The sequence below is a fragment of the Acrocarpospora phusangensis genome (assembly GCF_016862995.1).
Classification (GTDB): Bacteria; Actinomycetota; Actinomycetes; order Streptosporangiales; family Streptosporangiaceae; genus Acrocarpospora; species Acrocarpospora phusangensis.
The window spans coordinates 64,935-90,076 of sequence record NZ_BOOA01000035.1 but is presented as its reverse complement, the minus strand read 5'-3'; the positions used below and the strand labels follow the sequence as shown (position 1 = coordinate 90,076).

35 protein-coding genes are annotated in these 25,142 nt (G+C 67.8%); 13 read left to right on the top strand and 22 right to left on the bottom strand.

From position 1 onward, the window contains the following. The 6 genes from Aph01nite_RS21745 to Aph01nite_RS21720 all read left to right on the top strand — a co-directional run. A partial coding sequence (locus Aph01nite_RS21745) for a tyrosine-type recombinase/integrase (RefSeq protein ID WP_204042786.1) occupies nt 1-1,060 on the top strand: 1,060 nt, incomplete at its 5' end. 37 nt (nt 1,061-1,097) lie between these two features. Beyond that, nucleotides 1,098-1,793: a SpoIIE family protein phosphatase gene (locus Aph01nite_RS21740; protein ID WP_204042785.1), complete on the top strand. Its 696-nt coding sequence runs from the start codon at nt 1,098-1,100 to the stop codon at nt 1,791-1,793. Between the two features lie 114 nt (nt 1,794-1,907). Further along, on the top strand, nt 1,908-2,831 hold the full coding sequence (locus Aph01nite_RS21735; protein ID WP_204042784.1) for a hypothetical protein: 924 nt from the start codon (nt 1,908-1,910) through the stop codon (nt 2,829-2,831). A gap of 36 nt (nt 2,832-2,867) precedes the next feature. Then, nucleotides 2,868-3,419 (top strand): hypothetical protein, encoded by a 552-nt coding sequence (locus Aph01nite_RS21730; protein WP_204042783.1) that lies wholly within the window; start codon nt 2,868-2,870, stop codon nt 3,417-3,419. A gap of 287 nt (nt 3,420-3,706) precedes the next feature. Continuing rightward, nucleotides 3,707-3,874 carry a hypothetical protein gene (locus tag Aph01nite_RS21725; RefSeq protein ID WP_204042782.1) on the top strand — a complete coding sequence of 56 codons (168 nt, stop codon included), beginning with the start codon at nt 3,707-3,709 and terminating at the stop codon, nt 3,872-3,874. Between the two features lie 125 nt (nt 3,875-3,999). Beyond that, complete coding sequence (locus Aph01nite_RS21720; protein ID WP_204042781.1) at nt 4,000-4,200, top strand: hypothetical protein; 201 nt, start codon at nt 4,000-4,002, stop codon at nt 4,198-4,200. An 86-nt stretch (nt 4,201-4,286) separates the two neighbouring features. Here Aph01nite_RS21720 and Aph01nite_RS21715 read toward each other — a convergent pair whose 3' ends face one another. Beyond that, nucleotides 4,287-4,571 carry a DUF8825 domain-containing protein gene (locus Aph01nite_RS21715; protein ID WP_204042780.1) on the bottom strand — a complete coding sequence of 95 codons (285 nt, stop codon included), beginning with the start codon at nt 4,569-4,571 and terminating at the stop codon, nt 4,287-4,289. A 144-nt stretch (nt 4,572-4,715) separates the two neighbouring features. Between Aph01nite_RS21715 and Aph01nite_RS21710 the strand changes: the two genes are divergently transcribed. Further along, the gene (locus Aph01nite_RS21710; RefSeq protein ID WP_204042779.1) at nt 4,716-4,955 is read left to right on the top strand and encodes a hypothetical protein; all 240 of its coding nucleotides are present in this window, start codon (nt 4,716-4,718) and stop codon (nt 4,953-4,955) included. Here the strand turns inward: Aph01nite_RS21710 and Aph01nite_RS21705 are convergent. Next, nucleotides 4,918-5,130 carry a hypothetical protein gene (locus Aph01nite_RS21705; RefSeq protein WP_204042778.1) on the bottom strand — a complete coding sequence of 71 codons (213 nt, stop codon included), beginning with the start codon at nt 5,128-5,130 and terminating at the stop codon, nt 4,918-4,920. The genes Aph01nite_RS21710 and Aph01nite_RS21705 overlap by 38 nt on opposite strands. Before the next feature lie 138 nt (nt 5,131-5,268). Between Aph01nite_RS21705 and Aph01nite_RS21700 the strand changes: the two genes are divergently transcribed. Continuing rightward, nucleotides 5,269-5,985 (top strand): thermonuclease family protein, encoded by a 717-nt coding sequence (locus tag Aph01nite_RS21700; protein WP_204042777.1) that lies wholly within the window; start codon nt 5,269-5,271, stop codon nt 5,983-5,985. Nucleotides 5,986-6,056: 71 nt separating this feature from the next. On the opposite strand, the gene Aph01nite_RS21695 is transcribed toward Aph01nite_RS21700, so the two are convergent. Both Aph01nite_RS21695 and Aph01nite_RS21690 read right to left on the bottom strand, forming a co-directional pair. Beyond that, a complete protein-coding gene (locus Aph01nite_RS21695; protein WP_204042776.1) occupies nt 6,057-6,473 on the bottom strand; it encodes a hypothetical protein in 417 nt (138 codons plus the stop codon). After that, the gene (locus Aph01nite_RS21690) at nt 6,460-6,897 is read right to left on the bottom strand and encodes a hypothetical protein (RefSeq protein ID WP_204042775.1); all 438 of its coding nucleotides are present in this window, start codon (nt 6,895-6,897) and stop codon (nt 6,460-6,462) included. The genes Aph01nite_RS21695 and Aph01nite_RS21690 overlap by 14 nt, the downstream gene beginning before the upstream one ends. A 151-nt stretch (nt 6,898-7,048) precedes the next feature. Here Aph01nite_RS21690 and Aph01nite_RS21685 point away from each other — a divergent pair, with 151 nt between their 5' ends. Genes Aph01nite_RS21685 through Aph01nite_RS21665 form a run of 5 tightly spaced genes read left to right on the top strand, consistent with a single transcriptional unit; the run spans nt 7,049 to nt 10,595 of the window. Then, nucleotides 7,049-7,528, top strand: a complete 480-nt coding sequence (locus Aph01nite_RS21685) for a sigma-70 family RNA polymerase sigma factor (protein WP_204042774.1) — start codon at nt 7,049-7,051, stop codon at nt 7,526-7,528. 13 nt (nt 7,529-7,541) lie between these two features. Next, nucleotides 7,542-8,513, top strand: coding sequence for an NAD-dependent epimerase/dehydratase family protein (locus tag Aph01nite_RS21680; RefSeq protein WP_204042773.1), 972 nt, complete (start codon nt 7,542-7,544; stop codon nt 8,511-8,513). Then, nucleotides 8,510-9,487, top strand: a complete 978-nt coding sequence (locus Aph01nite_RS21675; RefSeq protein ID WP_239161865.1) for a glycosyltransferase family 4 protein — start codon at nt 8,510-8,512, stop codon at nt 9,485-9,487. Before Aph01nite_RS21680 ends, Aph01nite_RS21675 begins: the two co-directional genes overlap by 4 nt. Beyond that, a complete protein-coding gene (locus Aph01nite_RS21670) occupies nt 9,484-9,732 on the top strand; it encodes a hypothetical protein (protein ID WP_204042772.1) in 249 nt (82 codons plus the stop codon). The genes Aph01nite_RS21675 and Aph01nite_RS21670 overlap by 4 nt, the downstream gene beginning before the upstream one ends. Further along, nucleotides 9,732-10,595 carry a hypothetical protein gene (locus Aph01nite_RS21665; RefSeq protein ID WP_204042771.1) on the top strand — a complete coding sequence of 288 codons (864 nt, stop codon included), beginning with the start codon at nt 9,732-9,734 and terminating at the stop codon, nt 10,593-10,595. Before Aph01nite_RS21670 ends, Aph01nite_RS21665 begins: the two co-directional genes overlap by 1 nt. Nucleotides 10,596-10,775: 180 nt before the next feature. Here Aph01nite_RS21665 and Aph01nite_RS21660 read toward each other — a convergent pair whose 3' ends face one another. The 18 genes from Aph01nite_RS21660 to Aph01nite_RS21575 all read right to left on the bottom strand — a co-directional run bounded on the left by Aph01nite_RS21660 (nt 10,776) and on the right by Aph01nite_RS21575 (nt 25,141). Continuing rightward, nucleotides 10,776-11,279, bottom strand: coding sequence for a hypothetical protein (locus Aph01nite_RS21660; protein ID WP_204042770.1), 504 nt, complete (start codon nt 11,277-11,279; stop codon nt 10,776-10,778). A gap of 23 nt (nt 11,280-11,302) precedes the next feature. Beyond that, nucleotides 11,303-14,149, bottom strand: a complete 2,847-nt coding sequence (locus tag Aph01nite_RS21655) for a phage tail protein (RefSeq protein WP_204042769.1) — start codon at nt 14,147-14,149, stop codon at nt 11,303-11,305. Beyond that, a complete protein-coding gene (locus Aph01nite_RS21650; protein ID WP_204042768.1) occupies nt 14,146-15,318 on the bottom strand; it encodes a hypothetical protein in 1,173 nt (390 codons plus the stop codon). The genes Aph01nite_RS21655 and Aph01nite_RS21650 overlap by 4 nt, the downstream gene beginning before the upstream one ends. A 26-nt stretch (nt 15,319-15,344) precedes the next feature. Beyond that, a complete protein-coding gene (locus Aph01nite_RS21645) occupies nt 15,345-17,942 on the bottom strand; it encodes a phage tail protein (RefSeq protein WP_204042767.1) in 2,598 nt (865 codons plus the stop codon). Then, entirely contained in the window at nt 17,935-18,102 is a 168-nt protein-coding gene (locus tag Aph01nite_RS21640; protein WP_204042766.1) for a hypothetical protein, read from the bottom strand. Before Aph01nite_RS21640 ends, Aph01nite_RS21645 begins: the two co-directional genes overlap by 8 nt. A gap of 152 nt (nt 18,103-18,254) precedes the next feature. Continuing rightward, entirely contained in the window at nt 18,255-18,641 is a 387-nt protein-coding gene (locus tag Aph01nite_RS21635) for a hypothetical protein (RefSeq protein ID WP_204042765.1), read from the bottom strand. 8 nt (nt 18,642-18,649) lie between these two features. Continuing rightward, nucleotides 18,650-19,225, bottom strand: coding sequence for a hypothetical protein (locus Aph01nite_RS21630; protein WP_204042764.1), 576 nt, complete (start codon nt 19,223-19,225; stop codon nt 18,650-18,652). After that, a complete protein-coding gene (locus tag Aph01nite_RS21625) occupies nt 19,225-19,407 on the bottom strand; it encodes a hypothetical protein (protein ID WP_204042763.1) in 183 nt (60 codons plus the stop codon). The genes Aph01nite_RS21630 and Aph01nite_RS21625 overlap by 1 nt, the downstream gene beginning before the upstream one ends. Next, the gene (locus Aph01nite_RS21620) at nt 19,404-19,613 is read right to left on the bottom strand and encodes a hypothetical protein (RefSeq protein WP_204042762.1); all 210 of its coding nucleotides are present in this window, start codon (nt 19,611-19,613) and stop codon (nt 19,404-19,406) included. The genes Aph01nite_RS21625 and Aph01nite_RS21620 overlap by 4 nt, the downstream gene beginning before the upstream one ends. Next, entirely contained in the window at nt 19,610-20,065 is a 456-nt protein-coding gene (locus tag Aph01nite_RS21615) for a hypothetical protein (protein ID WP_204042761.1), read from the bottom strand. The genes Aph01nite_RS21620 and Aph01nite_RS21615 overlap by 4 nt, the downstream gene beginning before the upstream one ends. Next, nucleotides 20,062-20,427: an HK97 gp10 family phage protein gene (locus Aph01nite_RS21610; protein WP_204042760.1), complete on the bottom strand. Its 366-nt coding sequence runs from the start codon at nt 20,425-20,427 to the stop codon at nt 20,062-20,064. Before Aph01nite_RS21610 ends, Aph01nite_RS21615 begins: the two co-directional genes overlap by 4 nt. A 45-nt stretch (nt 20,428-20,472) precedes the next feature. Beyond that, nucleotides 20,473-20,817: a hypothetical protein gene (locus Aph01nite_RS21605; RefSeq protein WP_204042759.1), complete on the bottom strand. Its 345-nt coding sequence runs from the start codon at nt 20,815-20,817 to the stop codon at nt 20,473-20,475. Next, on the bottom strand, nt 20,814-21,263 hold the full coding sequence (locus Aph01nite_RS21600; protein WP_204042758.1) for a hypothetical protein: 450 nt from the start codon (nt 21,261-21,263) through the stop codon (nt 20,814-20,816). The genes Aph01nite_RS21605 and Aph01nite_RS21600 overlap by 4 nt, the downstream gene beginning before the upstream one ends. After that, complete coding sequence (locus Aph01nite_RS21595) at nt 21,260-21,589, bottom strand: hypothetical protein (RefSeq protein ID WP_204042757.1); 330 nt, start codon at nt 21,587-21,589, stop codon at nt 21,260-21,262. Before Aph01nite_RS21595 ends, Aph01nite_RS21600 begins: the two co-directional genes overlap by 4 nt. Next, nucleotides 21,589-23,886, bottom strand: a complete 2,298-nt coding sequence (locus Aph01nite_RS21590) for a hypothetical protein (protein ID WP_204042756.1) — start codon at nt 23,884-23,886, stop codon at nt 21,589-21,591. The genes Aph01nite_RS21595 and Aph01nite_RS21590 overlap by 1 nt, the downstream gene beginning before the upstream one ends. Beyond that, the gene (locus Aph01nite_RS21585; RefSeq protein WP_204042755.1) at nt 23,886-24,158 is read right to left on the bottom strand and encodes a hypothetical protein; all 273 of its coding nucleotides are present in this window, start codon (nt 24,156-24,158) and stop codon (nt 23,886-23,888) included. Before Aph01nite_RS21585 ends, Aph01nite_RS21590 begins: the two co-directional genes overlap by 1 nt. A gap of 9 nt (nt 24,159-24,167) precedes the next feature. After that, nucleotides 24,168-24,692: a hypothetical protein gene (locus Aph01nite_RS21580; protein WP_204042754.1), complete on the bottom strand. Its 525-nt coding sequence runs from the start codon at nt 24,690-24,692 to the stop codon at nt 24,168-24,170. Continuing rightward, nucleotides 24,692-25,141: a hypothetical protein gene (locus Aph01nite_RS21575; RefSeq protein ID WP_204042753.1), complete on the bottom strand. Its 450-nt coding sequence runs from the start codon at nt 25,139-25,141 to the stop codon at nt 24,692-24,694. Before Aph01nite_RS21575 ends, Aph01nite_RS21580 begins: the two co-directional genes overlap by 1 nt. Nucleotide 25,142 lies beyond the last annotated feature (1 nt).

Below are 25,142 nucleotides of genomic sequence, written 5' to 3'. Positions count from 1 at the left end.
GGCCTGCCCGGCCTCCTGGCCGACCTGCGCGGGCAGGGGTGACGACGCCCAGATGACCGTCATCGATCACGTGCCCGCCGGGGCGACCGTCGAGCAGCCCGTCCCGCTCCCGGCGTGGCGCCGGAACTTGGCCGGCGCGATCGGCCGCATGGACGTGTCCGTACAGCAACTGGTGTGGGCGTGGCTGCTGGCCCAGCGCTCACCGCACACCCGGGAGGCGTACGGCCGGGACCTCACCCAGTGGTTGACGTTCCTGGCCGACCGAGACGTCGACCCGCTCCAGGTTCGGCGCGGCCACGGCGACGCGTACGGACGATGGCTGGAAGAGCACCGCGGCCTCGAGCCGCGCTCTGCGGCCCGGAAGCTGTCGGCGGTCTCCTCCTTCTACGCCTACCTCGAGGCGGAGGAGATTACGCCCAACCGGGTCCGCAAGACGACCCGGCCGAAGGTCGACCGCATGCAGGCCGAGACCCGAGGGCTGAGCGAGGACGAGGCGCGCGACCTCATCGCGGCCGCGGACCGGGACGACGGACGGGCGCGGCTCCGCTCAAGCGCCCTCATCCGGTTCATGCTCGAGCTGGGCCCGCGCGTCTCGGAGACGCTCGCCTTGACGGTCGGGTCGCTCGGCTTCGAGCGCGGCTTCCGTACGGTGCGCATCGTCGGCAAGGGCAACAAGGTCCGGATGCGGAACGTGCCGCCGGCGGCCGCCGCGGCGCTGGGAGCCTACCTCGAGGCCCGCGCTCACGCGCTCAAGGTGGAGGTGCTCGACCCGGACGCCCCGCTGTTCGCGACCTCGACCGGCGGTCGGATGACCCGCCAGCAGGTCGCGGAGCTCACCGTACGGCTCGCCCGCCGGGCCGGCCTCGAGCATCCTGAGTCGGTCACACCGCACAGCCTCCGCCACACGTTCGCCACGGTCGGCGAGGAGCGCGGCGCCTCGGTCAAGCAGCTGCAGCACGCCCTCGGCCATGCCAGCTCGAGCACCACCGACATCTACATCCACGCCCGCGACCAACTGGAAAGAGATCCTTCCCAATTGGTCGCTGCCGTTCTCGGATGACCGCTCAGGATCAATTAACCCGGCGAAGGAGACCACAGTGATCAGGTTTGCGACCGCTACCCGCCAAGGCACCGAAGCCAACAACGCGGATGCCGCCGCCGTCCACCGCATGCCCGAAACCGAGATCGTCTCGGCGGCCATCGTGGATGGCATCGGACACGACGAGGGCACACCCGAGTGGGCACACGTGGCCGCAGAGGTCGCCGCACGAGTCGGTGCTCGCCGTACCGCCACGGTCGGCCTGCTTACGGCGGCCACCCTCAACAACGCCTCGCCCGGCCGGTCCATCCGACCTGACGGAGTGGCCGTGCTGGCTGTTGCCGAACCCGGCCGCCCCACGGCAATCGCGTGGACGGGTGACGCCGGCGCGTACGGCTGGAACGGGGAGGAACTCCAGCTCCTCACCACCCCGCAAACGATCGGCGAGTACCTCAGGTACAACGGCGGCGAGCACATCGAGCTACTGGCCCAACAGCACGACAATTGGATCAGGACCACCCTCGGACGTTCGACCCCGGCCACCGTGCACCCCGCCGAGACCGGCGACGAGTTGGTGATCCTGTTCTCAGACGGCATCGAGCGCGCGCCCCAGGAGCTGCTGATCAGGCTGATCCGCGAGCACGAGGGCGATCCTCAGGCCCTAGCCGACGCGATCGTGGCGGCCGTAGAGACCGACGAGCGCGGCTATCGAGACGACGCCACCGTGGTCATTTTTCAGGTGGCTGGAGGCTAGAACTAACTTCTATGTCCGCATGGTTGTGGATTGCCCGGAAGCTCCGATTCACCTGCGTCCACATTGTGGGATAGTCACTCCCATTCCCACTTCTCTCAAAGGCGGTGTCCTTCCATGACAGCCAAGAAAGACCGGGAGCGGACGGTCGCCTTCTACGAGATCGTGACCGAGAAACACGAGCGGATGGGGCAAGTCGACTGGCCGAAGCTCCTCGCCGGGCTCTCAACTGCCCCGATCAAGGACCGGATGGTCCAGGGAAAACTTCGGACCCTGGTCGGCCAGGTCGTGACCTACCAGGAGACCGATCACCTGCTTCTCGGGAAGGTCAAAGACGCTGACGAGTGGATCGAGCAGGTGAACTTCGAGGACGGCTCGATCGAGCAGTTCGACAACGCTGAGAATCGCGGGCTGCTCGAAACCACCGTCGTGTGCTTCCTCCCTTACGGCAACGTCGTCGGCATGATCCGCGGGTCCACGTCGGCCCCCGGCGCAAGCGCGCTCGAAGAGTGGATCAACGGTCTCGGGTTCCTTGAGGGTGACGTCGATGTCCGCGCGATCGTCAGCCGGGGAGCGATGGAGAGGATCAAGAAAGCGGACGGCGCGCGCTCCATGGAGTTCCGGGTGGGGACCAGCAAGGCCGCTGCAGTCGCCGACGCCGGCAACCGGCTCGGCCGCACCATCCACACCCTGCGCCAGGAGTATGGCGACGCGATGATCACTATCATCGTGGACATCCCCAAGGACAAGGCGTTCCGGCGTGCCCGCCACGAACTCCTCGAAGATGTCATGCAGCTCGCCGAGATCACCGACGTCGCCGAGCGGGCCAAGGCGAACCTTACCTACTTCGACGAAACCGACGACGCGAAGGCGGAGAGCGTCAATCTCATGCAAGAACGGATCACCGCGAAGAGGCGTGTCCCCAGCCGCGACGAGGAGGGCCAGCTCATCCGGAATTCGTCGGCAGTGGCTGCCATTATGGGCGTAGCGGCCGGAAGCGAACGCGAGTTGCGCCTGGCTGTTGACGCCACCGAAGGCTAATCTCGGCCGGGAGGGCGAACGAAGAAAGGGTGGACCATGACGTCTCAGCGTCGCTTGGTAGACCTGATCATCGAGCACCCGTGGATGGACCTAATCATCGCAGTTGTACTCGTCGGCTCCCACCTGTTCATCGTCCTCAAGTTCGGCCACGGGGACGTCATCGGGTGGATCCCGCAGGACGACCGCAAGGACCTGTACGCCGCCGGCGGAACCGTCATCGCGATCATCTTCGGCTTCGCGACGGGAGCCGTTGCCCACTACTCCAGCGCTCAGGGTGATCGAGCGCGAACAGTCAAGCGGATGTTCGGCGACACTCTGCGCGGACAGTGGCTCGGGACGCTGGCCCTCCCAATGCTTGCCGCTCTGACCTGTGTGGTGGCCATGGCGCTCGATGGAAGCCGATCGGGCGGGCTCACCGTCGCGCGATGGATCTTTGAATCGGCCGTGTGCCTGGCGGCGATCAAAGCTGTGCGTGTCCTGTATCTCTTCCAGATCATGCTCGACATGACCGACCTCGACGCCGTCGAACAACCGAGAGTGCCCGCTCCTGCCATCAAGAAGGGCTGGTTGGATCAGCACGCGTCGTAGACGCATAAGAAGAAGGCCCGGACACCATTGCGGGGTCCGGGCCTTCTATCGTGTTCGGGGAGACAGGGAGCCACTTCCGTGCCATGACCGCCCGTACAGTTCCTCCAGTCGCTGGTAGACGAGTCCGGCCGCTGCTGCGTTGCCGTTCGAGTCAGCCTCGGCAGCTAGATCGCTAGGACCTATACATAACCGGGATTATGGATAGGCGTGGCCGATCTTGTCCGGACTACGACACGCGCCCTCGTCGAGCGGGGACGCTAATCGCTTTCTGCCCTACCGTGCACGCCATGATCCTCATCGTGTGTAGATACGGCGACCATGACGGCCATGTCGGTCGCTACCAACTCGATCAAGACGGTTGCGCCGAGATCGGCTGGCAGAAGTACCTCGTCACCTCGGAGGAGGTGGAGACTTCCGGGGGAAAAGCCCGGGTTGCCAGGCTGATCTGGGACTAGCCACTCGCGACGCGGTGCCCTCGCCTGGCCCGGTGGGGGCACCGCACGCAACTCGGGAGGGAGCCCGCGACCTAGCTGTGCAATCCCGCCTTGACATCGGACGTTGAGCGAGTGACCGTTCCAGGATGGACGACCTTGCCATCCCCCAGGCGGCCAACGCCCTCGACGAGCTCGCGGCCCACGCCCTGATCCGCGGGGACATCACGTTCTTGACGGACGAGTCGGGCCGGCGGATCGCCGCGGTCGTGCCGGTGCCGATCGCCGAACAGGCCGTACGGCTCCGCGCGGAGGCCGAGGCCATCGAGGTGGGAGCGCCGGCGAGCTAGTGGGTGGCCCCAGCGCGGCTTCCCCACCGGCCAGGGCCGTGATCAGCCTAGCGACATCCGAACATGCTGTCGATATTTGTCGGGATTCAGGCCGACCCGCTGGCGGCGCGTCTCAGCGCGTCCTTCCTGTGGATCCACCCACCGGGTTCGGTGCCCCAAAACGGATGAAGCCGTACGGCGTCAAGCGCGTCCAGCCGTACCCGTCGGGCGGTGTCCAGGGCCTCGTGCTGCTCCGTGGTGATGACCGCCTCGCCGGCCGCCACCGCGGTCGGCAACGGCCAGTCGGCGTCAACCTCCTGGACTCGCCGGTCGGCTTCCATGAACGCGCGCTGAGCGGCGATCAGATCGGCTGGAAATTCTGAGTCGGCCATCTCGTCTCCCCGAGTGAGTGGTCCCGGGCGGGATCCTACGAGACGATCCCGGCCCTGCCCCGGCCACCCCAAGGGCTTGACGCGCACTGGCAGAATCGGGACATCTGGCCCAAATGCCCCCTTGGCTTACCAGAGGACTCTCCGATGTCCAGCTCCACGCCCCGGCGTCCCACACCCGCCCAGCACGCCGTACTCCTCCGGATCCGTGATGAGGTCGTACGCCACAACCCTCTCTCCCCACGGCGGTCGGGTATCCCGGCCGCGACGCTGAGCGTCCTGCTCAAGTCCGGGTGGATCGAGCACGACGACGCGGACGTGGACCGGGAGAACGGCCGCCGCCTGGTCCTCACCGACGCCGGCGCGGCAGCTCTGGGAGCTGAATGACCTCGACCAGGCTGGCCAAGTCCACGAGTGCCGCGACCTCGCGCGGGGTGGCGCAGAAGCCGAGATGCATCCGGCCATGCTCTGGGATGACGCGGGTGACGCGGATGAGCGGGCGCTTGTCGAGCACGATCACTTCGACCTCGATGCCCTTCGGGCCATGCCACACCCCACCCACCGGGGCAGATTAGGACATTTCGGGTAAAGCGCAGGTCATGGCGGTCACGATCCGGTCTCCCACCTTCAGCACCGGTAACCCGCCCGGCATGGTCATCCGTCCACGGAGAGACGTATCTCCCATCCCTGGAGCCCCGCCGTGCGACTACTGCCCCGCGCGCTCGCCATCCTGGCCTCCGTCGCGCTCCTCGTGCCCATCTCAGCGGCGACGCCGGCCGGTGCCGCAGCCCGGCCGAAGAGCGTGCCGAAAGCCGCCATCCTCGTGAAGATCAAGAAGATTGTCGACGGCGACACCGTGGACGTCACGTACAAGAGCAAGACCCTGCGTGTCCGGCTGCTGGAGATCGATGCGCCCGAGCGCGGCAAGTGCTGGTACAAGACGGCGACCGCGCGTACGGCGGCGCTCCTCCCCGTCGGCAAGGGCGCGTACGTGCTGCGCGACAAGGACCCCAAGGACCAGTACGGGCGCTACCTGTTCTACATCTGGAACGCCGGCGGGACATTCGTCAACCGCAACCTCGTCCGGTACGGGTACGCCAAGGCGGTCCTGTACAAGCCCAACGACAAGTACATCAAGGTGATGCGCGCCGACCAGGCCAAGGCGAAGGCCGAACGGCTGCGGATCTGGTCGGACAAGTGCGACGGCACGGCGGGTTCCGGCGGGTCAGGGAGTACACCGACCCCCAAGCCGACCCCCTCTCCCTCTCCGTCAGGCGGAGGAGGCGGGAACGACCCTCGGTTCGGCACTTGTCGGGAAGCCAACGACGCCGGGTACGGCCCTTACCGCCGAGGTGTGGACCCTGAATACGACTGGTACCAGGATCGGGACGGCGACGGCGTCGTCTGCGAGCGCTGACCGAACGGGCACAACGAGCGCCTCCACCCTTCTGGATGGAGGCGCTCGTCGCTCTCAAGCCGCCCCAAAAGCTAGTTCTTCTCTCCCTCGACCCGCGCCTGGAGCCGAGCCAGTCTCGCCAGCGTGGCCACGTGCTCCCGTTCCAGCTCCTCGATTCGCCGCGCGTGCTCCACTTTCATCTCCTCGATCTGGGCGTCCCGGGCGGCCAGGTCCTGTTCGAGTTTGGCGATCCGCTTGTCCGCATTCGCGATCCGCTGATCCGAGGAGGCCAGGGCCAGGGCAAGAGACTCGACGGCCTGCAGGGAGCCCGACGTTATCTTTCCGCTCACCTCTACGGGTGCCTGGGCTTCCGCGCGATCGTCGGCACGCTGCTCCATGCGCGACTTCCGCAGTTGAATGCGCAGATTCACCAGCACCCCTACGAATCCCCCGATCCCGCTCAGCAGGGTCAGCAGAGTGGCCGGCAGCAGCCAGTCAGCCAGTGTCACCAGGCCTCCTCGCCCGATTGATCGCCCGCTCGATCACGATGGTCGCCCACGCGCGGGCACCACTGGCCACGGCGAAAGCCAGGAACAGGGCTCCCGCGTACAGGGCGCGGGTGCCGGCGTACGCGACGGCGACCGCCATGTAGACGGTGGTGGCCGCCACGAACGGGATGTGGCCGGCCCGCTCGATCCGTAAGCCGACCAGGACGAGTGCCGGACGCCAATACCTGATGACGATGCCGACCACCACCAGCAGCCCGGCCACGACCTGGACCACTCCCCACACCCTCACCACCCACTCGGGCAGGAGGGCGTTGATGCTCGTCGGCGTAATCCCGCCGAATGCGACTGCCGCCCCGACGAGGGCGAACAGCAGGCCGAAGGTCAGCTCGAATGGGTGCTCGGCGAGCGACCGGAACCGTCTCACGGGTGAATCCACCCCACCTCTGTGGAAACCCTACAATTACCTCACGCGATACGTGGACCTCTCCTGTAGGAGATCGACATACGCGGCGAGTCGTGCTCAACCCTCGGAGGCCCTCGTGGACGTCTGCGGACCCTGCCCCTGCCACACCTCCATGGACGACGCGATCGCCGGGCACAGCAGCATCGTGGACGAGCAGGCGCGGCGGCTCTGCAGCCGCAACGACGCGGACTGGGACGACGTGACCAGCGACGGCATGCTCGCCCTCTGGCGCGCGCTCGCCGCCTACGACCCCGCCCTGCGGGACCTGCACGGCTATCTGCGACTACGCGTCCGGCATCGGATGATCGACGGCATGCGGCGGCGTTCCGGCCGCGGCCAAGACCTTCCGGCGCTGATCAGCCTCGACGACAACGCCGACTTGGTCCCGCCGGAGAACCCCGATCTCGGCGCCCGCGTGGACCTCACGGACACCGTGCTGCGACTCGCACCGCTCGACCCCCGGCTCCCGGCCATCGCCGCCCTGCTGGTCGCGGGCTACACCAAGACCGAGACCGGGGCGTTGCAGGGCTTGTCCCGCGGCCGCGTCTGGCAGCTTCTCTCCCTCGCCCAGCGGTCCGGTGTGGCCGCCTGAAAGGAATCCCCCCATGCGTATCGGATTGACCGGCGGTGCCGGGTTCATCGGCGGGCACACCATCGAATCCCTGGTGAGGCGCGGGCACGAGGTCGTCGTGTTCGACCACCACGGCCGGATCGCCCCCGGAGTCATGAACGGCCTGGCCTCCCACGACCGGGAGGCGGTGGTCGCCCACTGGGGCGACACCCGCGACGAAGTGTCGGTCACCGAGTTCGCCGCCCACGTGGACGGCATCATCCATCTGGCCTCGGTGCTCGGCACGCAGGAGACCGTCGGCAACCCGCGGCCGGCCGTCATGACGAACGTCCAGTCCGGGCTCAACGTGTTCGAGGCGTGCGCCCAGTACGACATCCCGTGCGTGAACATCTGCGTCGGCAACAAGGGCATGGCCAACCCGTACTCGGCGTCGAAGACGTGCGTGGAATCCCTCGGGGAGATGTTCGTCCGGGACCGCGGGCTGCGCCTCAACCAGGTGCGCGCGGTCAACGCGTACGGCCCCCGCCAGGTGATGGCCGCGCCGTACGGTCCGAGCCGGGTGAGGAAGATCCTCCCGGCGTTCATCGCCCGCGCGCTCACCGGCTCCCCGATCGAGGTGTACGGCGACGGCACCCAGGTCTCCGACATGGTGTGGGTGGGCGACGTCGCCAACGTGCTGGTCTCCGCGCTGGAGATGGCCGCCAAGGGCCAGGTGTGCCACGAGATCCTGGAGGTCGGGCCCGCGGTCCACCACCAGGTGAACGAGGTCGCGGAGATGGTGGTCGAATCGGTGCAGACGTTCGGCCACTCGGGCGCACCGATCGTCCACCTGCCGATGCGGCCGGGCGAGACGCCGGGCGCGAACGTCACGGTGAACCCGGACACTCTGCAGTTCCTCGGCCTCGGTGCCGAGGACCTCCGACCGCTGAAGGACGGCATCGACCGGACCGTGCAGTGGTACATCGAGCACTGGCTGCCCGGCTGGGTGCGCAGGGAAGCCCCGTGAAGATCTTCGGGTGGCGGGCCGACGACGCCGGCTGCGGATGGTGGCGGGTCACCGTGCCGTTCGCGACCCTCGCCAAGCGCGGCCACCAGGTCGGCCACTCCGTCACCTACACCTCCGAGTGGGACTCGGCTGATGTGATCGTCGGTCAGCGGGTGTGCATGCCGAGCCCGTCGAAGCGCTGGCGGGAGTGGGCCGACCAGGGGCGGCGGCTCGTCTACGACGTGGACGACGACTGGTGGAATGTGGAGTTGACCGCGCCGAACGGCATGTTCTGGCAGTCCCGGGAGGTGCGGGCGCGGATCCGTGAGAACGTCGCGATGGCGACCCGCGTGACGACGTGCTCCAACCGGCTCGCCGAGATCATGTCGGCGTTCCATCGGGACGTCCGGGTGGTCCCGAACGGTCTGCCCCGGGAGGTGCTGTCGTGGCCGCCGCCCGTAGCCGGAGAGCGGGTGCTGGTCGGCTGGTCGGGCACGGACTCGACGATCGCGGAGCTCCCTCTCGCCGCCCGGCACCTGCGCAAACTGCTGGACCGGCAGCCGAACGTGGACGTCCACACGATCGGGGTCCCGGGCCCGCTGGTGGCGAAGGCCGGGCTCCGGCACGAGCGGGTGACCAACTACGGCCCGCGAGCGAAACCCGGCGAGTATCTGCGGGCGATCGACTGGCAGGTGTGGGCCGCGCCGTACCGGAACACCCCGTTCAACCGGGCGAAGGCTGCCACCAAGTTCCTGGAGGCGTCCGCGCTCGGCATCCCCATCGTGGCCTCCCGCATGGGCTCCTACGCCGACTCGATCGTGCACGGCGAGACCGGGTTCCTGGTCTCGGCCGACCACGAGTGGGACACCTACCTGCGCATGCTCGTCGAGGACGCCGACCTGCGCACGGAGATGGGGCGTCGCGCCCGCCAGCACGCCGCCCAGTTCACGGCGGAGGAGATCGCGCCGCTGTGGGAGGAGGCCCTCGCGCCGTGAAGTACCGGACCATCATCATCACCAAGTCCGCTGACGAGATCGTCGGCGCGTCCGAAGAGGCGGAAGATCTGCGGCGGGTTGCAGAGGTTCAGCTCGCTCGCGCGCTCCAGACGTCGCGGTGGCTGACTATCGACGTCGACCACGGCGTGGCCATGGTGCCCATCGATCACATCGCGACCGTCTTCGTCGTCGAGGACGTCCCGCCAGCCGAGGACAAGGCCCCGGCCGAAGAGAGGATCCCCTGATGATCGACGACCGCCCCGTGATCGCTTGGACGCCGTACGGCCGACGCCGGGTCGCGTCGATCCTGGCCGCCTACATGGAGCGCGACCACAGAGCTGGCATCATCGACGAGTGGTGGCTGTACCTCAACACCGACCCTGACCAGGCGGACGATCTGGTGTACGCACACGAGCTCGCCGAGACCTACGACTGGGTGCGTCTGGTGGAGCGGCCTGCGGGCTACCCGGTGCTCACGCCGAAGCAGAAGAACACCGGTCTGTTCTACCTCGGGTGCACCGATCCGGACGCCGTCTATGTGCGGCTTGACGACGACATCGTGTACCTGCACGAGGCTGCGATCCCGAACCTGGTGCGGGCGAAACTGACGCTGGCGGACAGCGTGCTGTGCGCGTTCCCGATCATCATCAACAACGCCGTGGTGTCCTGGCACCTCCAGCAGCAGCGCCGTATCCCGGGGCCGTCGAAGGGCTGGGAGAGCGTCCAGTTGCCGTACTGCATGGACTCGGTCGGCTGGGCCAGCGGGGACTTCGCGGTGAAGCTGCACGAGTTCGTGCTCGGGAAGATCGAGGCCGGGGCGGTCGAGGACCTCTACATGCACCACACGGTGACACTGCCGGACCGGCAGCAGTTCTCCGTCTCCTGCTTCGCGACGCTCGGCTCCGACTACACGGTGCTCGACCCGCCCGGGTATCTCGGCGCGGAGGAGGAGTTCTGGCACAGCGTGCACCGGCCCAAGCAGGCGGGCCGGTCGAACATCATCGTGGACACGTCCGTGGTGGCGCACTGGTCGTTCTACCACCAGCACGCCGAACTGGACGCCTCCGGGCTCTTGGACCGCTACCGGAAGCTGGCGGCCAGCCTTTAGGACGGGCTACCCCCGTTCGCTGAGCTTCTTTCTCAGCTCGGCGTTCTCGCGTTCCAACTGTTCGGCGTACGCGGTGTATTTGGCGAGTTCGTCGAGTGCCTGATTCCTCTGTCCTATGATCACGAGAAGCACCGACTCGTTCGGTACGGATCGTTCGCTGAGGCTTGCGGTTGGTTCCACCTATCTCTCCAAACCCTTCCGGTAGGCGGACATCATCTGCTGGTTCTTGCCGATCAGGTCGTGGTCGATCCGCTCCCTCATCGCCGATTTGAGCACGTCGAGGGGACCGGCAGAGACCGTGGCACTCATGGTTCTGTTCAGGTCGGCCTCCTGGACTATCGGGCGTTCGGCCTTGAACTCGGACAACTGGCCCTTGATCATGCTTCGCGCCTGACCTGGATCGAGGGCGAGCGGATCGGATAGGACCTCGTCCGCCCTTCCTTCTCTGCGCAGGGCCTCGTTGATGTAGGCGAAGTAGACAAGGTAGTCCAGCAGGTCGTCCACGTGGTCCTGCCGCGCCATGTCGTACTCGAACACCGCCGCCCAGTCGTTGACCAGCCCTTTCGGTATGGACACCGAGTAGACCCCATCGGGGGCATACTCTTGCGGGACCTCAAAGACCATCAACCATCTTGGGGTCTTCTCGGATTCCAGGTCTTCGTCTACCCGCAGCATCTTCCACATTTCTCCAGTCCAATCCTCGTGGTTTACGGCCCGATCCTCAGAGCCCAATAGGTAACCCGATCGGATCCCGAGAAGCTTGGGCCACCGTTGAGCCAGCTAAACCCTGTGGTCGTCGGATTGTTCACACTGAAGGGAACTCCGTTACCGGCTTGCGGAGTCGCAATCACACGCATTGTTGGATTTGTTCCCGTGAATGTAATTCCGTAGGCTATCGTTCCCGACGTTCCGGAGACGATCGGCGATCCCACGGCGAACGCTGCGTTCGAGTAGTCGTTGTTGAGGAATCCGTTTACGCTTATTCCGCCGTCTGGCAGCATCCGTAGCTCTGCGGGGTTCGTGGCGCCGCCCCCTCCGTTGGCCAGTTCTGTCAGCAGCGGATGGAGAAACAACTCCCCCGCGCGATTGCTCCCGGACGGCCCTGCGTTGGTGGTGCTTGACTTCACCCGTATGCTGGTGTGATTGCCACTGTCGTCGGCGTTTACGAAAGAGTAGTTGGATCCGGTTGTCGGATAGAAGCGGACCTCGGAATCCGGAGCACCTAACGGGTTGATCACCATCCGCTTGCCCGAAACGGCCGATCTGACCTCTCCTTGGATCGTCGCATTTCCATTGGCGGACTCGATATTTACCGTTTCGGCCCCACTGGAATTATAGGTTCTGAATCCAGCGGCATCGAGCACGGTTCGGGCACCGGACGATCCGGTCTGGAAAGTAAAGACTCCACCCGTTGTGATGGAGATCGTCTGCACTCCACCGGAATTGAACGCACGGATCCCGTTCGTGGTATCAATGGCTATTCTGGCACCAGACGAATTCGACTGTAGCGTGAATGCTCCGGCATTGCTGATGTCAACGGTTTGAACGCCGCCGCTAGTGAATGCCTGGACGCCCGACGCATTCACTTCAACTCGTGCACCGGAGGCGGCGGTTCGGATGGAGGCAGCCAGTAGCCAGTTCGCGCTGACCGTTCCCGCCGTCACCTTGCTGACAGTGAGATCGCTGATGTGCGCGTCATCGATGAGTTGAGCAGTCGCGCTGGCCGAGGTGGACGCGGACGACTTGTTGCCCGCGTGATCGACCGCGATCACCTTGACGTGCCGGGCGGTCGTCTCCTCGACCGGGAACGTCCCGACCGCAGGCACGAGGGCGAGCATCATCCCGACGTTCGCCGGAAGCTTCCCCTTCAGCGTGCTGGAGTCCGGCGTGAAGCCGCTGGAGGCCCCCACGTGAACCTCGAAGTGGTCGAGATCCACCTCCAGGTTGTACGTCCCCCCGGAGGCTTTCCCCAGCGTGTGGGACACCTGGATGGCGATCCTCGAAGCGGCCACGCTCGGCGCGGCCGGGGTCGACGGCGGAGTCGAGTCCGGGGCGACCGTCACCGCCTCCGTCGCCGACCAAGCCGAGGCGTGCCCGTACAGGTCCACCGCCCGGATCCTGATGTCGTACTCGACACCCGGCGAAAGCTCCTGCACGAGCAGGCTCAGCGTCCCCCACGCCGCGTACGCGGTCTGCCACTCGCTGGCCGGATGAACCCCGTAAGCGATCTCGTAGTGGTCGCCGTCCAGGATCGTCGACCCGTCCGAGTTCAGTGGGAGGTCCCAGCTGAGCAGAATCTGCGCCTTCGTGATCCCCAACGCGTCGGGGTAGGTGCTGGTGCTGAACGGCGTGTTCCACGTCGGCGCGGCCGGGGTGCTCGTGTCGGCGCTCGGCCGGGTGCCGACCTGCTCCACCCCGCCCCCCGTGAGAGAGCGCGGAAGCTCGCCCACCACGATCGAGACGTCGCCCGACTCCCACACCACGTGGTCGGTGAGGTCGATCCACACGCCGTCGCCGTCCCGGAACGCCACAGTCATGGTCTCCGTCACCGGCCAGGTCAACTCCACGCAGCGGTACTTGGCCGGGTTGATCCGGTCCCCCCTGAACTGGACCTCGTTCAGCGTGTCGAACAAGCCCGTGTCCGGGTCGTACACCCACACCCAATGCCCGACCCTGAGCGTGCCGGAGACGTCGAAATCGGAGGAGGCCAGACGTAATGCCCGCCTCGTCCCCGATACCGCGTTCAGCTCGATCTGGGCGCGGGCCGCCGCGTTCGTCGCCTCCGTACCCGACTCCGAAACCAGGCGGGTGACGACGACCGCGTTCCCCCACCGGTCCTTGTACGGGTTCGCGCCGACGTTCGCCGCCCCCGTCGCGACCGACTCCCCCGAACCCCTCCCGAGCACGACCACGCGGGTCGAGAACTCCTCCGCGTCCTCCCCGGTGTCCAGCTTGCCCTGGTAGGCGGTCACGGCCATGTCGCGGCCGTAGCCGTGCTTCACCAGCATCGCCGTCGGCGTGGCCGGGTACAGCTGGGCGACTGTGCCCGCGTCCAAGGTGGCGTCCCCGTTCAGCCTCCACTCCGCGCCGAAGGTCGAACACACGTAGTCGATCGCGTTCCGCCTGGTCACCCACTGGTGTGTGCCGCTGTAGGTTCCGGCCACCGTGTGCAAGGTGCCCGCGTGCACCGCCGACGGCAGCAGCGCGTTGACCGTCGCCGCGAACGCCGTCCCCGAAAAGGGCGTCGGCGACTCCAGCACCGAGCCCTTGCCGCCCTCATCGCCGAGCCAGTACGCCATGCCGACGCCGGACAGCTCGTACTTGCCGTCCACGTTGTGGGTGCGGTTGTCGACGTCGTTCCGCCGGCTCCGGTACACCCCGACATACCGGGCCGACGAGAGCAGCTGGTCCCCGTACTCGACCGGGTTGACCCGGCCCTCGATGACCGCGATGTGGCCGAAGAACTCCAGCGCGTCCAGCTTCTCCCGCGGGATCGAAGGCCGCAGGCCGATCGTCCACCTGCCCAGCCCCTGCTTGACCTCCGTGACCGTCATCGCCGCACCCCCGCCGTCACCTCAGGCAACGCCCCGATGTACTGGTTGCGCAGGTCCGTGGCCGCGTCCCCGGAGACCGCAGAGCCGCCGTTGAAGACGACGCCGAGGTAGAAGTCCAGCGCAGTCACGGCCGCCTTAGACACGCCGCCGTTGGCGTGGTTGGTGAACGACCGCGCGCTTCCCGCGGTGTACCGGTTGCCGTCGGCGTCGTTGCTGGTGGCCACCACATACCCGGACGCGGCGTTGTTCGTGGTCGTCTCGCTGGCGGTGAGGAACGCGCTCAGGGTGGCCGAGGCGGAGCGCTGCAGGTAGCCCTCGACGAACCGCGAGCCGCGCCGCAGGCCGAGGTCGAGCACGATCCGCCCGGCCTCTCCAGGACCCTGCTCTCGGACCAGGCGGACGATGACGTGCTCGACGTCGTTGCGCAGCAGAGACAGCCCGTCCCAGGCGGTGATGGTCGTGCCGTCGGAGATTGACCAGTTCTTCGTTTCCCACGCAGAGCCGCCCCAGGCCGCCACGACGATCGTCCCCGACCCGCCGGGCGTCACCCTCACCAGGCCGTTGGACAGCTCCCACCCGGTGGTGGGCAGCGGCTGGTTGGTGCCCGTCTTCTCCAGGCTGCCGGAGATGAACCGGGCGCGGCCGAGCAGGTAGGAGGCGGGAGGGCAGGCCCAGCGCGGGTTGGCTCCGGCCGCCAGCGACCGGTACACGGTGATGGTGCCGTCCGCGGTCGAGCGGGTCATCGACGACGCCACCGAGGAGCCCGTGTAGTACGCCTGGTGGCCGATCGCCGGCGCATGCCAGGACTCGCCGGACAGGGCGAAGTCGTTGGCCCGCCGGATGCCGGTCAGCCGGGATTCGAGGTCCGCTTCACCGAGCGACCCAATGCGGCGGAGCGAGAGCGTCCACGTACACGCCTGCATCTCGCCCTGGTGGTCGACCAGCTGGGCGCTCGCGTCCGTCACCCCGTAGAACCCGTCCAGGCTGGACTTGTCGGTGAAGGTGGCCTGGACGAGGGCACCGTGCAAACCGAGCAGGCCCGCATGGCGGTCCAGCAGCTGATCCTCGGTCAGGGGCGGGGCGGACTCCTGTCCGGCCAGGCGCACGGTGCGCTCCCCCGTGGTGGCGTGCACGCTCTCCTCCGCAGTGACCGTTTCTCGGAGGGTCATCCGGCCGATGCTGACGGTTCCCCAGCTCACGCGTAATCAGCCTCCAGGCGGCGCAGCAGGTCGCGCAGTTCGAGCAGGAATCTGCGGGTGCCCGCGTCCGGGCTGCGCAGGTCGAGGATGCCCTGCAGGTGCAGGTGCAGGTTGGCGATGCTGAGTCCGCCCTGGCCGACCGTGCTGGGGCTCGCCATGCCGGGTGCGCCGATGGCAGCCTCGCTGCCAATGACGGCTTCTTCGGCCATCTGCTGGGCGGCGGACCGGACGAGGTGGCTGTCCTTGAGGATGCCGACGGCGACGCCCTGGGAAACGGGGGCGCCGACCTCGTCGGCCAGCCGCTTGGCGGGAGAGGCGATGCCGAGGATGCGCTTGGCGGCGTCGACCAGGCCGCCCACCATGCGGTTCCACTGGTCAACCACCCAGTTCCACATCGACAGGATGCCGTTCCAGAAGCCCTCGACCAGGCTTCGTCCCGCTCCTGTCATCAGGCTTCCGATGTTGCCGATGGCGGAGAGGATGGCGGCCGGCAGGCCGCGCAGCCAGTTCAGCAGCTCCTGCATCTTGGTGACGGCCCAGTCCTTGGCCCGGCCAAAGAACTCGACAAAACGGGACGGAAGGGACGAGATCCAGCGGACGATCCCGTTCACCAGGTCGGGGATGATCGAGTGGCCGACCAGGGTGTCGTACAGCCACTGGAAGGCGTCGACCACCCAGCCGACCACCGTGGATATGATCTTGCTGAAGTCGTAAATGCCCTGAGCGGTGGCGTCGATCTGCCTGGTGAGCTGCGGCAACACCATCTGGACCACGATCGTGAACAGCCGGATCAGGTCCGTCACCACGGGGATCAGGGGCAGGGCGGCGATCACCAGGTTCATCAGCGACGGGATCAGGGGCACCAGAGCTATGACCAGCTCACCGACGGCCATCTCGAGATCCGGCAGATAGGGGGCCATCTCGTTGAGGACGCGGATCAGCTGCTGACCCAGCACCTCGGCCAGGCGCACCACGGCACCAACAAGGGGCGGCAGGGCGGGTGCGAGGGCGCTCAGGAAGGCCCCCGCGAGCTGGGCCACCAGCGGCAGGAGCGGCGAGACCTGGAACAGGATGTCGCCGATCGCCTGACCGAGAGCCAGCAGCCCGGCGGCCAGGACCGGGTCGGCGAAGGCCTTCGAGAAGCCGTCCGCCAGCGACACCAGTCCGGGGCCCATGGCGTTGAGGGCGGCGCCGATCGCGCGGACCCCCGCCTCCAGTCCGGGCCCGAGGGTGGTGGCCACGGAGGCGATGTGGGGTGCCACGAGGGCGGCCACGTCGGCCAGCGCGCCGAAGACCGGAAGGAGGGCGCTTCCGATCTCGTGAAGCGACCGGAAGATCTTGACGAGGACTTCCTGGCCGCGAGCCGAGTTGACCCATTCGTTGGCCCCGGCCAAGAGCTGGCCGAAAACCCCCAAGACCCCGGTCCCTGCCGAGTTGGCCGCGTCGAAGATCCCGCCGAAGATGCCGATCAGGTCTCCGCCGATGGCCCACAGCTGCTTCAAGACCTTGAGCGCGCCGTCCATCCACGCCCATGCCTGACCGGAGGCGGACACCTCGGACATCCACTGACCGAACTTGGTCAGCACCTCCTGCAGTCCGGGAGCGAGGGAGGCCAGCCAGGAGGAGCCGACCGTCCCCAGATCCAGGAAGCCGGCCAGGAGCGGCACCATGGCCGCCGAGACCGCGGCGACCAGGGTCCGCGTGTCGCCCAACAGCGCCTTGATCCGGTCGAGGGAACGGCCGCTGGTGACGAAGTCCATGAACCGGCGGGTGAGGATGCCGAACTCCCCGGCCAGCCCGCCTATGGCCGGATGGAGCGCGGTGATCTGGGAGTACCAGCGGTCCATCTGACCCAAGAGCGGGGCCAGGAAGGCGTCCTGGGCTGAGGCTTTGAACTCCTGCCACCTGGGCAGCAGCCGGTCGAACTCGCTGATGAACGCCCGGCCACCGTCCGACAGCTTGCTCATCGCGGCGGCCAGCGCCTCGACGTTGCCGGAGCGGGCCGCGGCCATCGCCTCGCCGAGGCCGCCCGTCGCCAGCTTCCAGACGCCGAAGGCCGCGGCGGCGGTCAACGCCAGGCCGGGCAAGGCGGCCGTGATGCCCAGGAGGGGCATGAGCGCGGCCACGAAGCTGGTGACGAACCCGACCGACGCCGCCGCCGAGCTGCCGATGGCGGTGATTCCGACGGCTATCCCGCCCAGCTTGAGGCCGTCGAGCACGGCGCCGCCGATGGAGGAGCCGATGTCACCTGCTGAGCCACGGATGTTCTTGAAGAGGCGCTGGCCAAGCGAGGTGCCTAGGTCGCCGATCCTGCCGAGTAGCCCACCCCTGTCACGGTCGATGCCGTCGCCGAGCCCTCGGCCGAACTCCTCTCCGCTTTCACGGCCCGCAGTTGTGAACCGGCTTCTGGCGTCGCGAAGCCGCCCTTCGACCGACCGATTGAAGCCGGTCCCGAAGTCGGCCCCGGCGGTCCGCCCGGCCTGTTCGAAGCTGCGGTCGCCGCGGATCTCGTCGCGGACTTCACGCCCGACGCGGTCGTGGCCGCGCGCGTGGATATCGACAAAAGCATCGGCGATCTTGAACCCTTCAGGCACCCGGCACCCCCGGGACCTGGACGTGCTCGACCAGGTCGCCGAACTCGCTCAGCAGCACCGCGCGCGTGGACGGCAGCTCCCGCACCTGATCACCGGCCTGGGCAGTTGGCTGCGAGGGCGCGGCAGTCTGCTGTTGCTCGGCGATGCGCGCAGCCATCACCCCTCCGTATGCGGGCGTGCGGACAGCGAGAGAGAAGAAGGTCGCCCCGTCCAGGTCGTCGATGGAGAGCGGGCAGCCTGGGCCGATCCGGTAGAAGGCCAGGAAATCGGCTTCGAGATCCAGGAGGTGATCGAGGACCCAGGCGACCTCTACTACCCGCTCCGACGGTTTCCCGCCGCGCCCTCCTTCTGGCCAAGCGCGCGGCGCTCGATGATCTGGAACAGGTGCTCGAACTGCTCCTCGTCGTCATCGAAGTCCTGGTTCGCCAGGGCCTCGTACCCTTCCTCGCTGAGGACCTGCTCCAGTAGCCAGTCGGCCGCGAGATCTCGGCCCTGCTGGCGGATCAAACGCAGGTACCGGAGCCCGAGGTTCACTGGCAGCTTTACGGGGATGCGGTACTCAACGTCGTCGATGTAGAACAACGGCTCGGTCTCGACCTCGGCCGGTTCGGCCCGGGTTTTGAAATGGACGACCATCGGTTCGTCGTCGCGCCGGATCGAGCGGACCGCGCGAGTGGATCGCTTCTTTGGGGCGGGCATCCGGACTCCTACGCGGTCTGGTCGATGATGCGGAAGGGCCGGATGGAGCTGCTCACGAAGTGCGCACTCCACTTGACCTTGAAAACGGTCTGGTCGCCCTTGCCGTAGGCGTATTCGACGTTGTCGGTGGACAACCCCTTACGGACGATCACCCGGCGGCGCATCGTGGTGCCGTTCGCGTCCTGCGGCGCGTAGCCATCGACGATGAGCGCCTTGTAGGTCAGCTGGGTCGCCGAGTTGTCGTTGGCGGGCTCCAGGAAGGCGTACGACGCCGAAGCGGTCGGAGCGGCATTGTTGGTCGCCAGCGCCAGGTTCGCCAGTGTGGGCTCGGCCAGGTTCGTCTCCAGGGTGAGCTCGCGCTTGGTCAGCCGACGGGCGATGACGTCCACGATCTGGTCCACCGTCAGTTCGGCGAACTCCTGGTTGTGGACCAGCTTGAGCCCGTCCTTGGTGCCGCCCGTGTCCGTCCACGCGGAGGTGGCCGGCGTGGTGTTGACCTGAGCGTCGGTAGGTTCGGTGGCGCCGAACACGCCGGAGTAGAGGACTCCGGGGCCCTGGATCAGGTTCGTTGCGGTGACGGCCATTACTCGGCCTCCTTCTTGCTGGCGGACTTCGGCTTGGCCGCCTCGCTGGCGACCTGCTCAGCGATGTCGAATTGCTCCGCATGGATTCCGGGGAGCAGCAGGCCCTGGCGCTGGAGGTCGGTGTATTCGGCCTCATCGACGTCGAGTTCCTGGTCGGGGCGGATCGTGGTCCGGACCTTCACCGGAAGTCCTCCCTTCGGAGCGGCCACTGAACGGAGGCCATGGACGGGTGGTCGCGGATGGGCAAGGTCGGCAGGTCGCCGTCGTAGGGGACGACGCGGGCGCCGGGGAGCAGGTACTCCAGCTCGCCGCGGTTGTCGTGCACGAGGACCTGGCCGCCGAAGGTGAGCAGTTCGCCCGACATTTCGCCCTTGATCGCGTACCTCATGGGATCGCCACCCAGTGCAGGGCAAGGTCCATCTCGTAGTGGGCGTACCTGGCCTCGTCGGCTGGCACCCGGCGCGGATCGGTGAGTGCCATCGCGGCCTGCACCCGCGCGCCCTGGTAGCCGGACGGGAGGGTGACCGGCCGCTGAGACGGGGAGGGTTCCCCGACTCTGTCCGACCAGCAGTGGGCGGCGACCATCTCCAGCAGCTGGTTGGCCCGGCCCCACGAGGGCTTCGATCCCTGGTTGGCGTACCAGGCGTCGATCTGCAGGACAGGCTTGTGCACGGGGATGTCGCGGTCCTTGTCGCCGCCGACCACGGACACCTGCAGGAACCCGTCCGGCCACTTCGAGGCGTCGCCTGGCAGCGTGGTGCCGACCGCTCCGTCCGGGACGCCGGGGACGTCCCGGAGCCAGGCGACGGCGACCAGTTCGGAATGGGGGCGCAAGGTCACGGCGTCCGCCTCTGGTAGACGGCCGGCCGCAGGTAGGGCTGTGCCCGGGTGCCCGGGTGGTGGACGACGGCGACCGGGTGGCGCGCGGTCGGCCAGTGGAGCGCCTTCTTCGAGTTCGGCCGGATGATGTGGGGCGCGGTTCCGTACTCCACCCAGGCGGCGTAGGGCGCGTGGGCGTGGATCCGGCGGGTGTAGGCGCCGCGCCTGTGCACTCGGATGGACTCGACCAGGCGGCCGGTGTCGATAGGGGCGTACCGGCGGGCGTCCGCCGCGATGTCGGAGGCGAGATCGTCCATGAAGCGGGACACGTAGGGGCGCAGCTTGGCTTGCCAGCCTGGCGCCAACACGACGACTACCGCCATGCCCGCCCCCTCCTCTACGTCCAGGGCTGCGGGCCGTCTCCCCGTCTACCGGGGCTGGTCGTCGACCCGCCTGAGGGTCAGCCGTACGTCAGCCGCCCCGATGGGCGACTGCGGGCGGGAGACCCCTTCAACCAGGTAGATCGACTGGTCGCCCTCGTCGCGCAAGCGGTCGCCCTCGCGGATGTCCGCGTTCGGCCGGGCTCGCCCCGTGATCTGCCGTACGACGGTGGTCCGGTTCTCGGCCGGCACCCACACCCGCTTGTCGCGCTCGCTGAGGGAGATCGGGACGTGACCTTTCACGGGCGCGTCTGAGTCGACGACGTCGCCGTACTCGTCCGTCGTCTCGCCGCGCAGCACGGCCACGGTGGTGGTCGGCAGGAACCCGCTCACAGCGGCTCCCACAGCTGCTGGTCGTCCAGCCACTCCTCAGTGCCGTCCACGGTCCCCGGAGGCATGACGCCCCTGCGGGCCGCCGCCTGGGCGGGCGTGAGCGCCTGTGTGGAGCGCGATCGCCTCCACGAGAGCTTGCGTAGGCACCGAGCCGCCAACGGGGCAAGGACGTGCGCGTCCGGGTCGCCCTTGCTGTATTGGATGCCGTCCTGCACCACCTGGTCGACGTCCATCCGTGTGGCCACGTCCACCTGCGCGGCCATCCACGCCGCCTGGTACGCCTCCGCGTACTTCAGCAGCCGAAGGTCGCGCGGCTTCAGACCCGGCGCCGCTTCGAGGGTGACGCCGGACTCGATCTCGATGACCGGGTAGGCGGCGTCCAAGTCCTCTTGGTCGAGCGCCTTCCGTGTCCAGTTGGAGGCCTGCGTCGGGGTTGTCCACGTCATACGTTCGTCACCTCCAGGTCGCCGTACAGGGCGGTGTGGCGGGCTCCCGCGTCGATGACGTCGCATCGCCACCAGGTGAGATCGGCGGTGATGAGGCTGCCGTCCAAGGTGGCCTCCGCCAGACCGGCATCCGCGTCGGTGACCGTGATCTCCCCGCCGTCCCGGCTGAGCAGCACGGCGTCGTCGTCGGTCTGGTACTCGGTCGTCTTCAGCAGCAGCTCGATGTCGGCGTCCGCGAGAGGGACCGCTGCGCCGTTCCGGGTGATCGCCAGCTCGACGGTGTCGTCGTTGCCCTCGATGAGGCGCAGCTTCAGCAGTTGTGCCATCACGCCTCCCTCCGGCGGGCAGACCCGCCCCAATTTCCGTCAACCCCGGCCTCACCCGAGGTTCCGGCGACGTCCGCCTCACCTTGGTAGATCGACCCGGCGCGGGGCCGACGCCAGATGCGCCCTGCCGTGGTCGCCTCGACTGCGAGCGCCAGGAGCTGTTGCCGCCCGGTCTGCATTGGTCGGGCCTCCTCGACTGCCGCCGCCTGGCCGAGGTCAACGTGAAGGCCGCTCCCGATGGCGAACGCCACGTCGAATTCGGCCGCCTGACTGAGGAGGTGACGTTTCGCCAGCCCGAACACGACCGCGGCGACAACCTCCGCCGCCGTGCCCACCACCCGCACCTTGACCACGTCGCTGCTGAAAGCGTTCGAACCTTCGGCAGCGACTCCGAGGAACCGCTCCTTCCGGGGGTCCGTCGGCCAGGCCGCAGCCTGCTCGCTGGCCACGCCGAGATGGCCGGCCTTCGATTCCGCGAACGCGCCGGCGGTTTCAGCGCTGACGGCTTGGCCGAGCATGAGCTGCTCGTTGGTGGAAACCGGGAGTGCGCTCTCAACCTCGACGGCCTGGCCGATCTGCCGTGCCTTCTGCGCGGTGAGGTCACCGCCGGCGGACGCCTCGATGGCAGTCGTCAGTGTGGCCGATTTGACCCGGGCCAGCGCGAGCCCCGCCGCCGTTTCAGTCACCGACCCGAGCAACCTCTGCTTGACTCGCCCCAGGATCGTCGCAGTCTCCAGGGCAACGGCCTGGCCGAGCTGCACGTCCGAGAGCCCACCCACGTGCTCAGCGGTCTCCACGGAGGTTGCCTGACCGAGCGTGCGCGCCTTCGCCGGGTCGGCCTCCCCAGCCGTCGTAGCTTCTGCCGCCTGTCCGAAGAGGACGGCGCGGGCGTACGCCACCGAAGCAGCCGTTTCGGCCGCGCTCGCCTGCCCCAGGGCGCGGACCTTGCTGGCCGTGAGCGCCTGACCGGTGCCGACTTCTGCGGCTTGGCCGAGGATGCGCGACCTCGCCTTGGCCACCGGCTGGCCGGTCTCCGAGGCTGCGGCCTGTCCGAGGGCGCCGTGCTTGGTCTTGCCGAGAGGCTGGCCCGTTACGGTCTCGGTGCTCACGCCAATGCCGTCGGATTTCGCCGGGGTGGCGATGCCCGCTGTCGCGGTCTCCACGGCTTGGCCGAACAGCACAGCGCGAGCCCACGCGATGGGTGCCGCGGTTCCGGACTCGACGGCCTGGCCGAGAGCACCCGCCTTCGTCCTCGCGAGCGGCTGCGCGGTCGAGGCTTCAGCGGCCTGGCCCAGCAAGCGGGCCTTCGTCTCCGCTACCGGCTGGCCGACCTCCAACGCGCTGGCCTGGCCGAGAGTGTCCTGCTTGGCTTTACCGACCGGCTGCCCCATCGCAGTCTCGGTGGCCACGCCGAGGATGTCGGACTTGGCCGGGGCGACGGCTCCGCCGACCACAGCCTCCGCCGCGTGCCCGAACGGAAGATGCCGGACCGGGCGCACCTGCTGACCCGCCTCTGTCGCGAGCGCCTGCCCCAGGGTGAGGCTTTTCATCCGACCGAGCGGCTGCGCGAGTCCCGTCTCTACGGCCTGCCCGAGGTCGATGCTCTGCGCGGACGGGGAGGCCACCATCGGGACGGTCGCTCCGTACGAGAGGAGGGGGACGCCGGCGGTGGCGACGCTGGTTCCGGACAGCGAGGACTGCTGGGCACCATTCCCCGTCAGATCATTCAGCGCAATCCCGGTCGCCGCCTGGTCGAACACCCAGAACGCGGCCGGCGACAGCCCGTGCCACATGGCCAGCGAAAACGGGAGGAGTTCCATCTCGGCGTCGCTGAGCACGCGCGTCCAAACGGCCGCCGCAGCAAGATCGCCATTCAACTGGTCGGAAAATAGGAGTCCGAACCTCACAGTCCCCGACGCGCCCGGGGTGCCCGTGTCGTCCCTGACTGTGGCCCCGCCGGCGGCATGCGACCACGTGTTGGTGCCGTACACATATTTGTGGCCCCGGGGCGCCACCGTCCCCGTTGCCTTCGTTGCTCCGATCAAGTGCCAGCTGTCGGTGGTGCTCGACGCCATGATCGTGGAAAATTCTCCGGCGCCCCTCGTGGCGTAGTAGTACTGGCCTGCGTCGGTGTTGATGGTGCTGATCGAGGTGCCTCCGCTGTTGCGGACGTCGATCACACCGCCCGTGGTCGCGTTGAGCCGGAGGATGACGGCGAGCGTGACGTCACCGCCGTTGATCCCGCTCAACCCTCCAATCGAGGTGACCAGGTTCGCGCCGCTGAACGACCGGGCCATCAGCCGTCCTCGGGAACTGTGAGCCTCCCGATGCGCCGCCAGAGCACGTACGCGAGTATCTCGATCTTTTGCGGGGTGGTGGCGGCGCCTCGGAACGGCTGCGGCAGAGCTTGGTTAAAGGCCACCTGGTTGTCTTCCACCCACTGGTCCACGGCGGCGATCGCTGCGGCAAGGTCCGGCTTCGTGAAGGCGCACGACTGCCGCTGCTCGCTCGCATCCCGCATCCACGCGGCCCCGAGCCTCGCGCGTGCCTGTTCGGACAACACCGCCATAATCCGCCCCTACGTGGTCGTGTAGTCGAGACTGACCGCGACAATTTCCATGTCGCCGGCCGCCGTGTCCCCGCCCGCTCCGGGGTCTCTGGCCAGGTAGAAGACCACGTGGTCGCCGGGGGCGAGCGAGTCGTTGTTGGCCACCGCCAGCGAGATCTCCGCCTCGTGACCGGCCGTCCCAGGAACGGTGCTGGTCGAAGATGTGTTCGCGCTGCCGAACGCCTTCGCGTCCGCGTCGGTGGCGTCCCCCGGCGAGATCGCCGCCACCCTGGCCTCGATGACAACACCACCCGTGGTGGCGGACGCCATCTTGTACGTGACCTTGACTGTGAGCCCGCTGGCGTAGTTCGCAGGCATCCGCCACGACCAGGTCAGTTGCTCTTTGGTCGTGGCGTCGAACGCGGCCTGCAAAAAGTACGGTGTCGGCGCCGACGCCGACGTCTTCACCCTCTGCGTGCTCGGTGCCGCGTTGTTGGTCGTGCCGTCAGGCGGTGTCGCGGCGGCGATGAGCAGCGGGATCGAGCCGGTTGCCATTAGCCAGACGACCGCATCAGCCCGGCCGCCGCCACCACGGCGGTCACGTCGGTGCCGTCGGGCGTGAACGAGAAGTCGTGCTTGGACATCGGGACGATCGAGGCGTCGCCGCCGCCCGTCGTGTCCGAGTCGTAGCACCAGAGCAGCGCGCCGACCGCGTTGCCCGCTGTGGCCGTCCACACCTGGTCGGGGGCGTCGATGTCCACCCGGTTGTTGGTGTCGTCCACGGTCACCGTGAGCGCCGACGTGAGCGACTTCCGGCCGAGCGTGGTCTGCTCGTTGCTGGAGCCCGCGAGCAGGGACGCCAGATCGTCATAGTCGCGCAGGGTGGCATCCGCCTCCAGGCCGGAAGCTTCGAGCGGAACCACCACGATGGCGTCATTCGAGCCGGCCAGCTCGGCGAACGTGCGGATGCGGCCGAGGGCGTTGTTAAGAATGAGGTCAGCCACG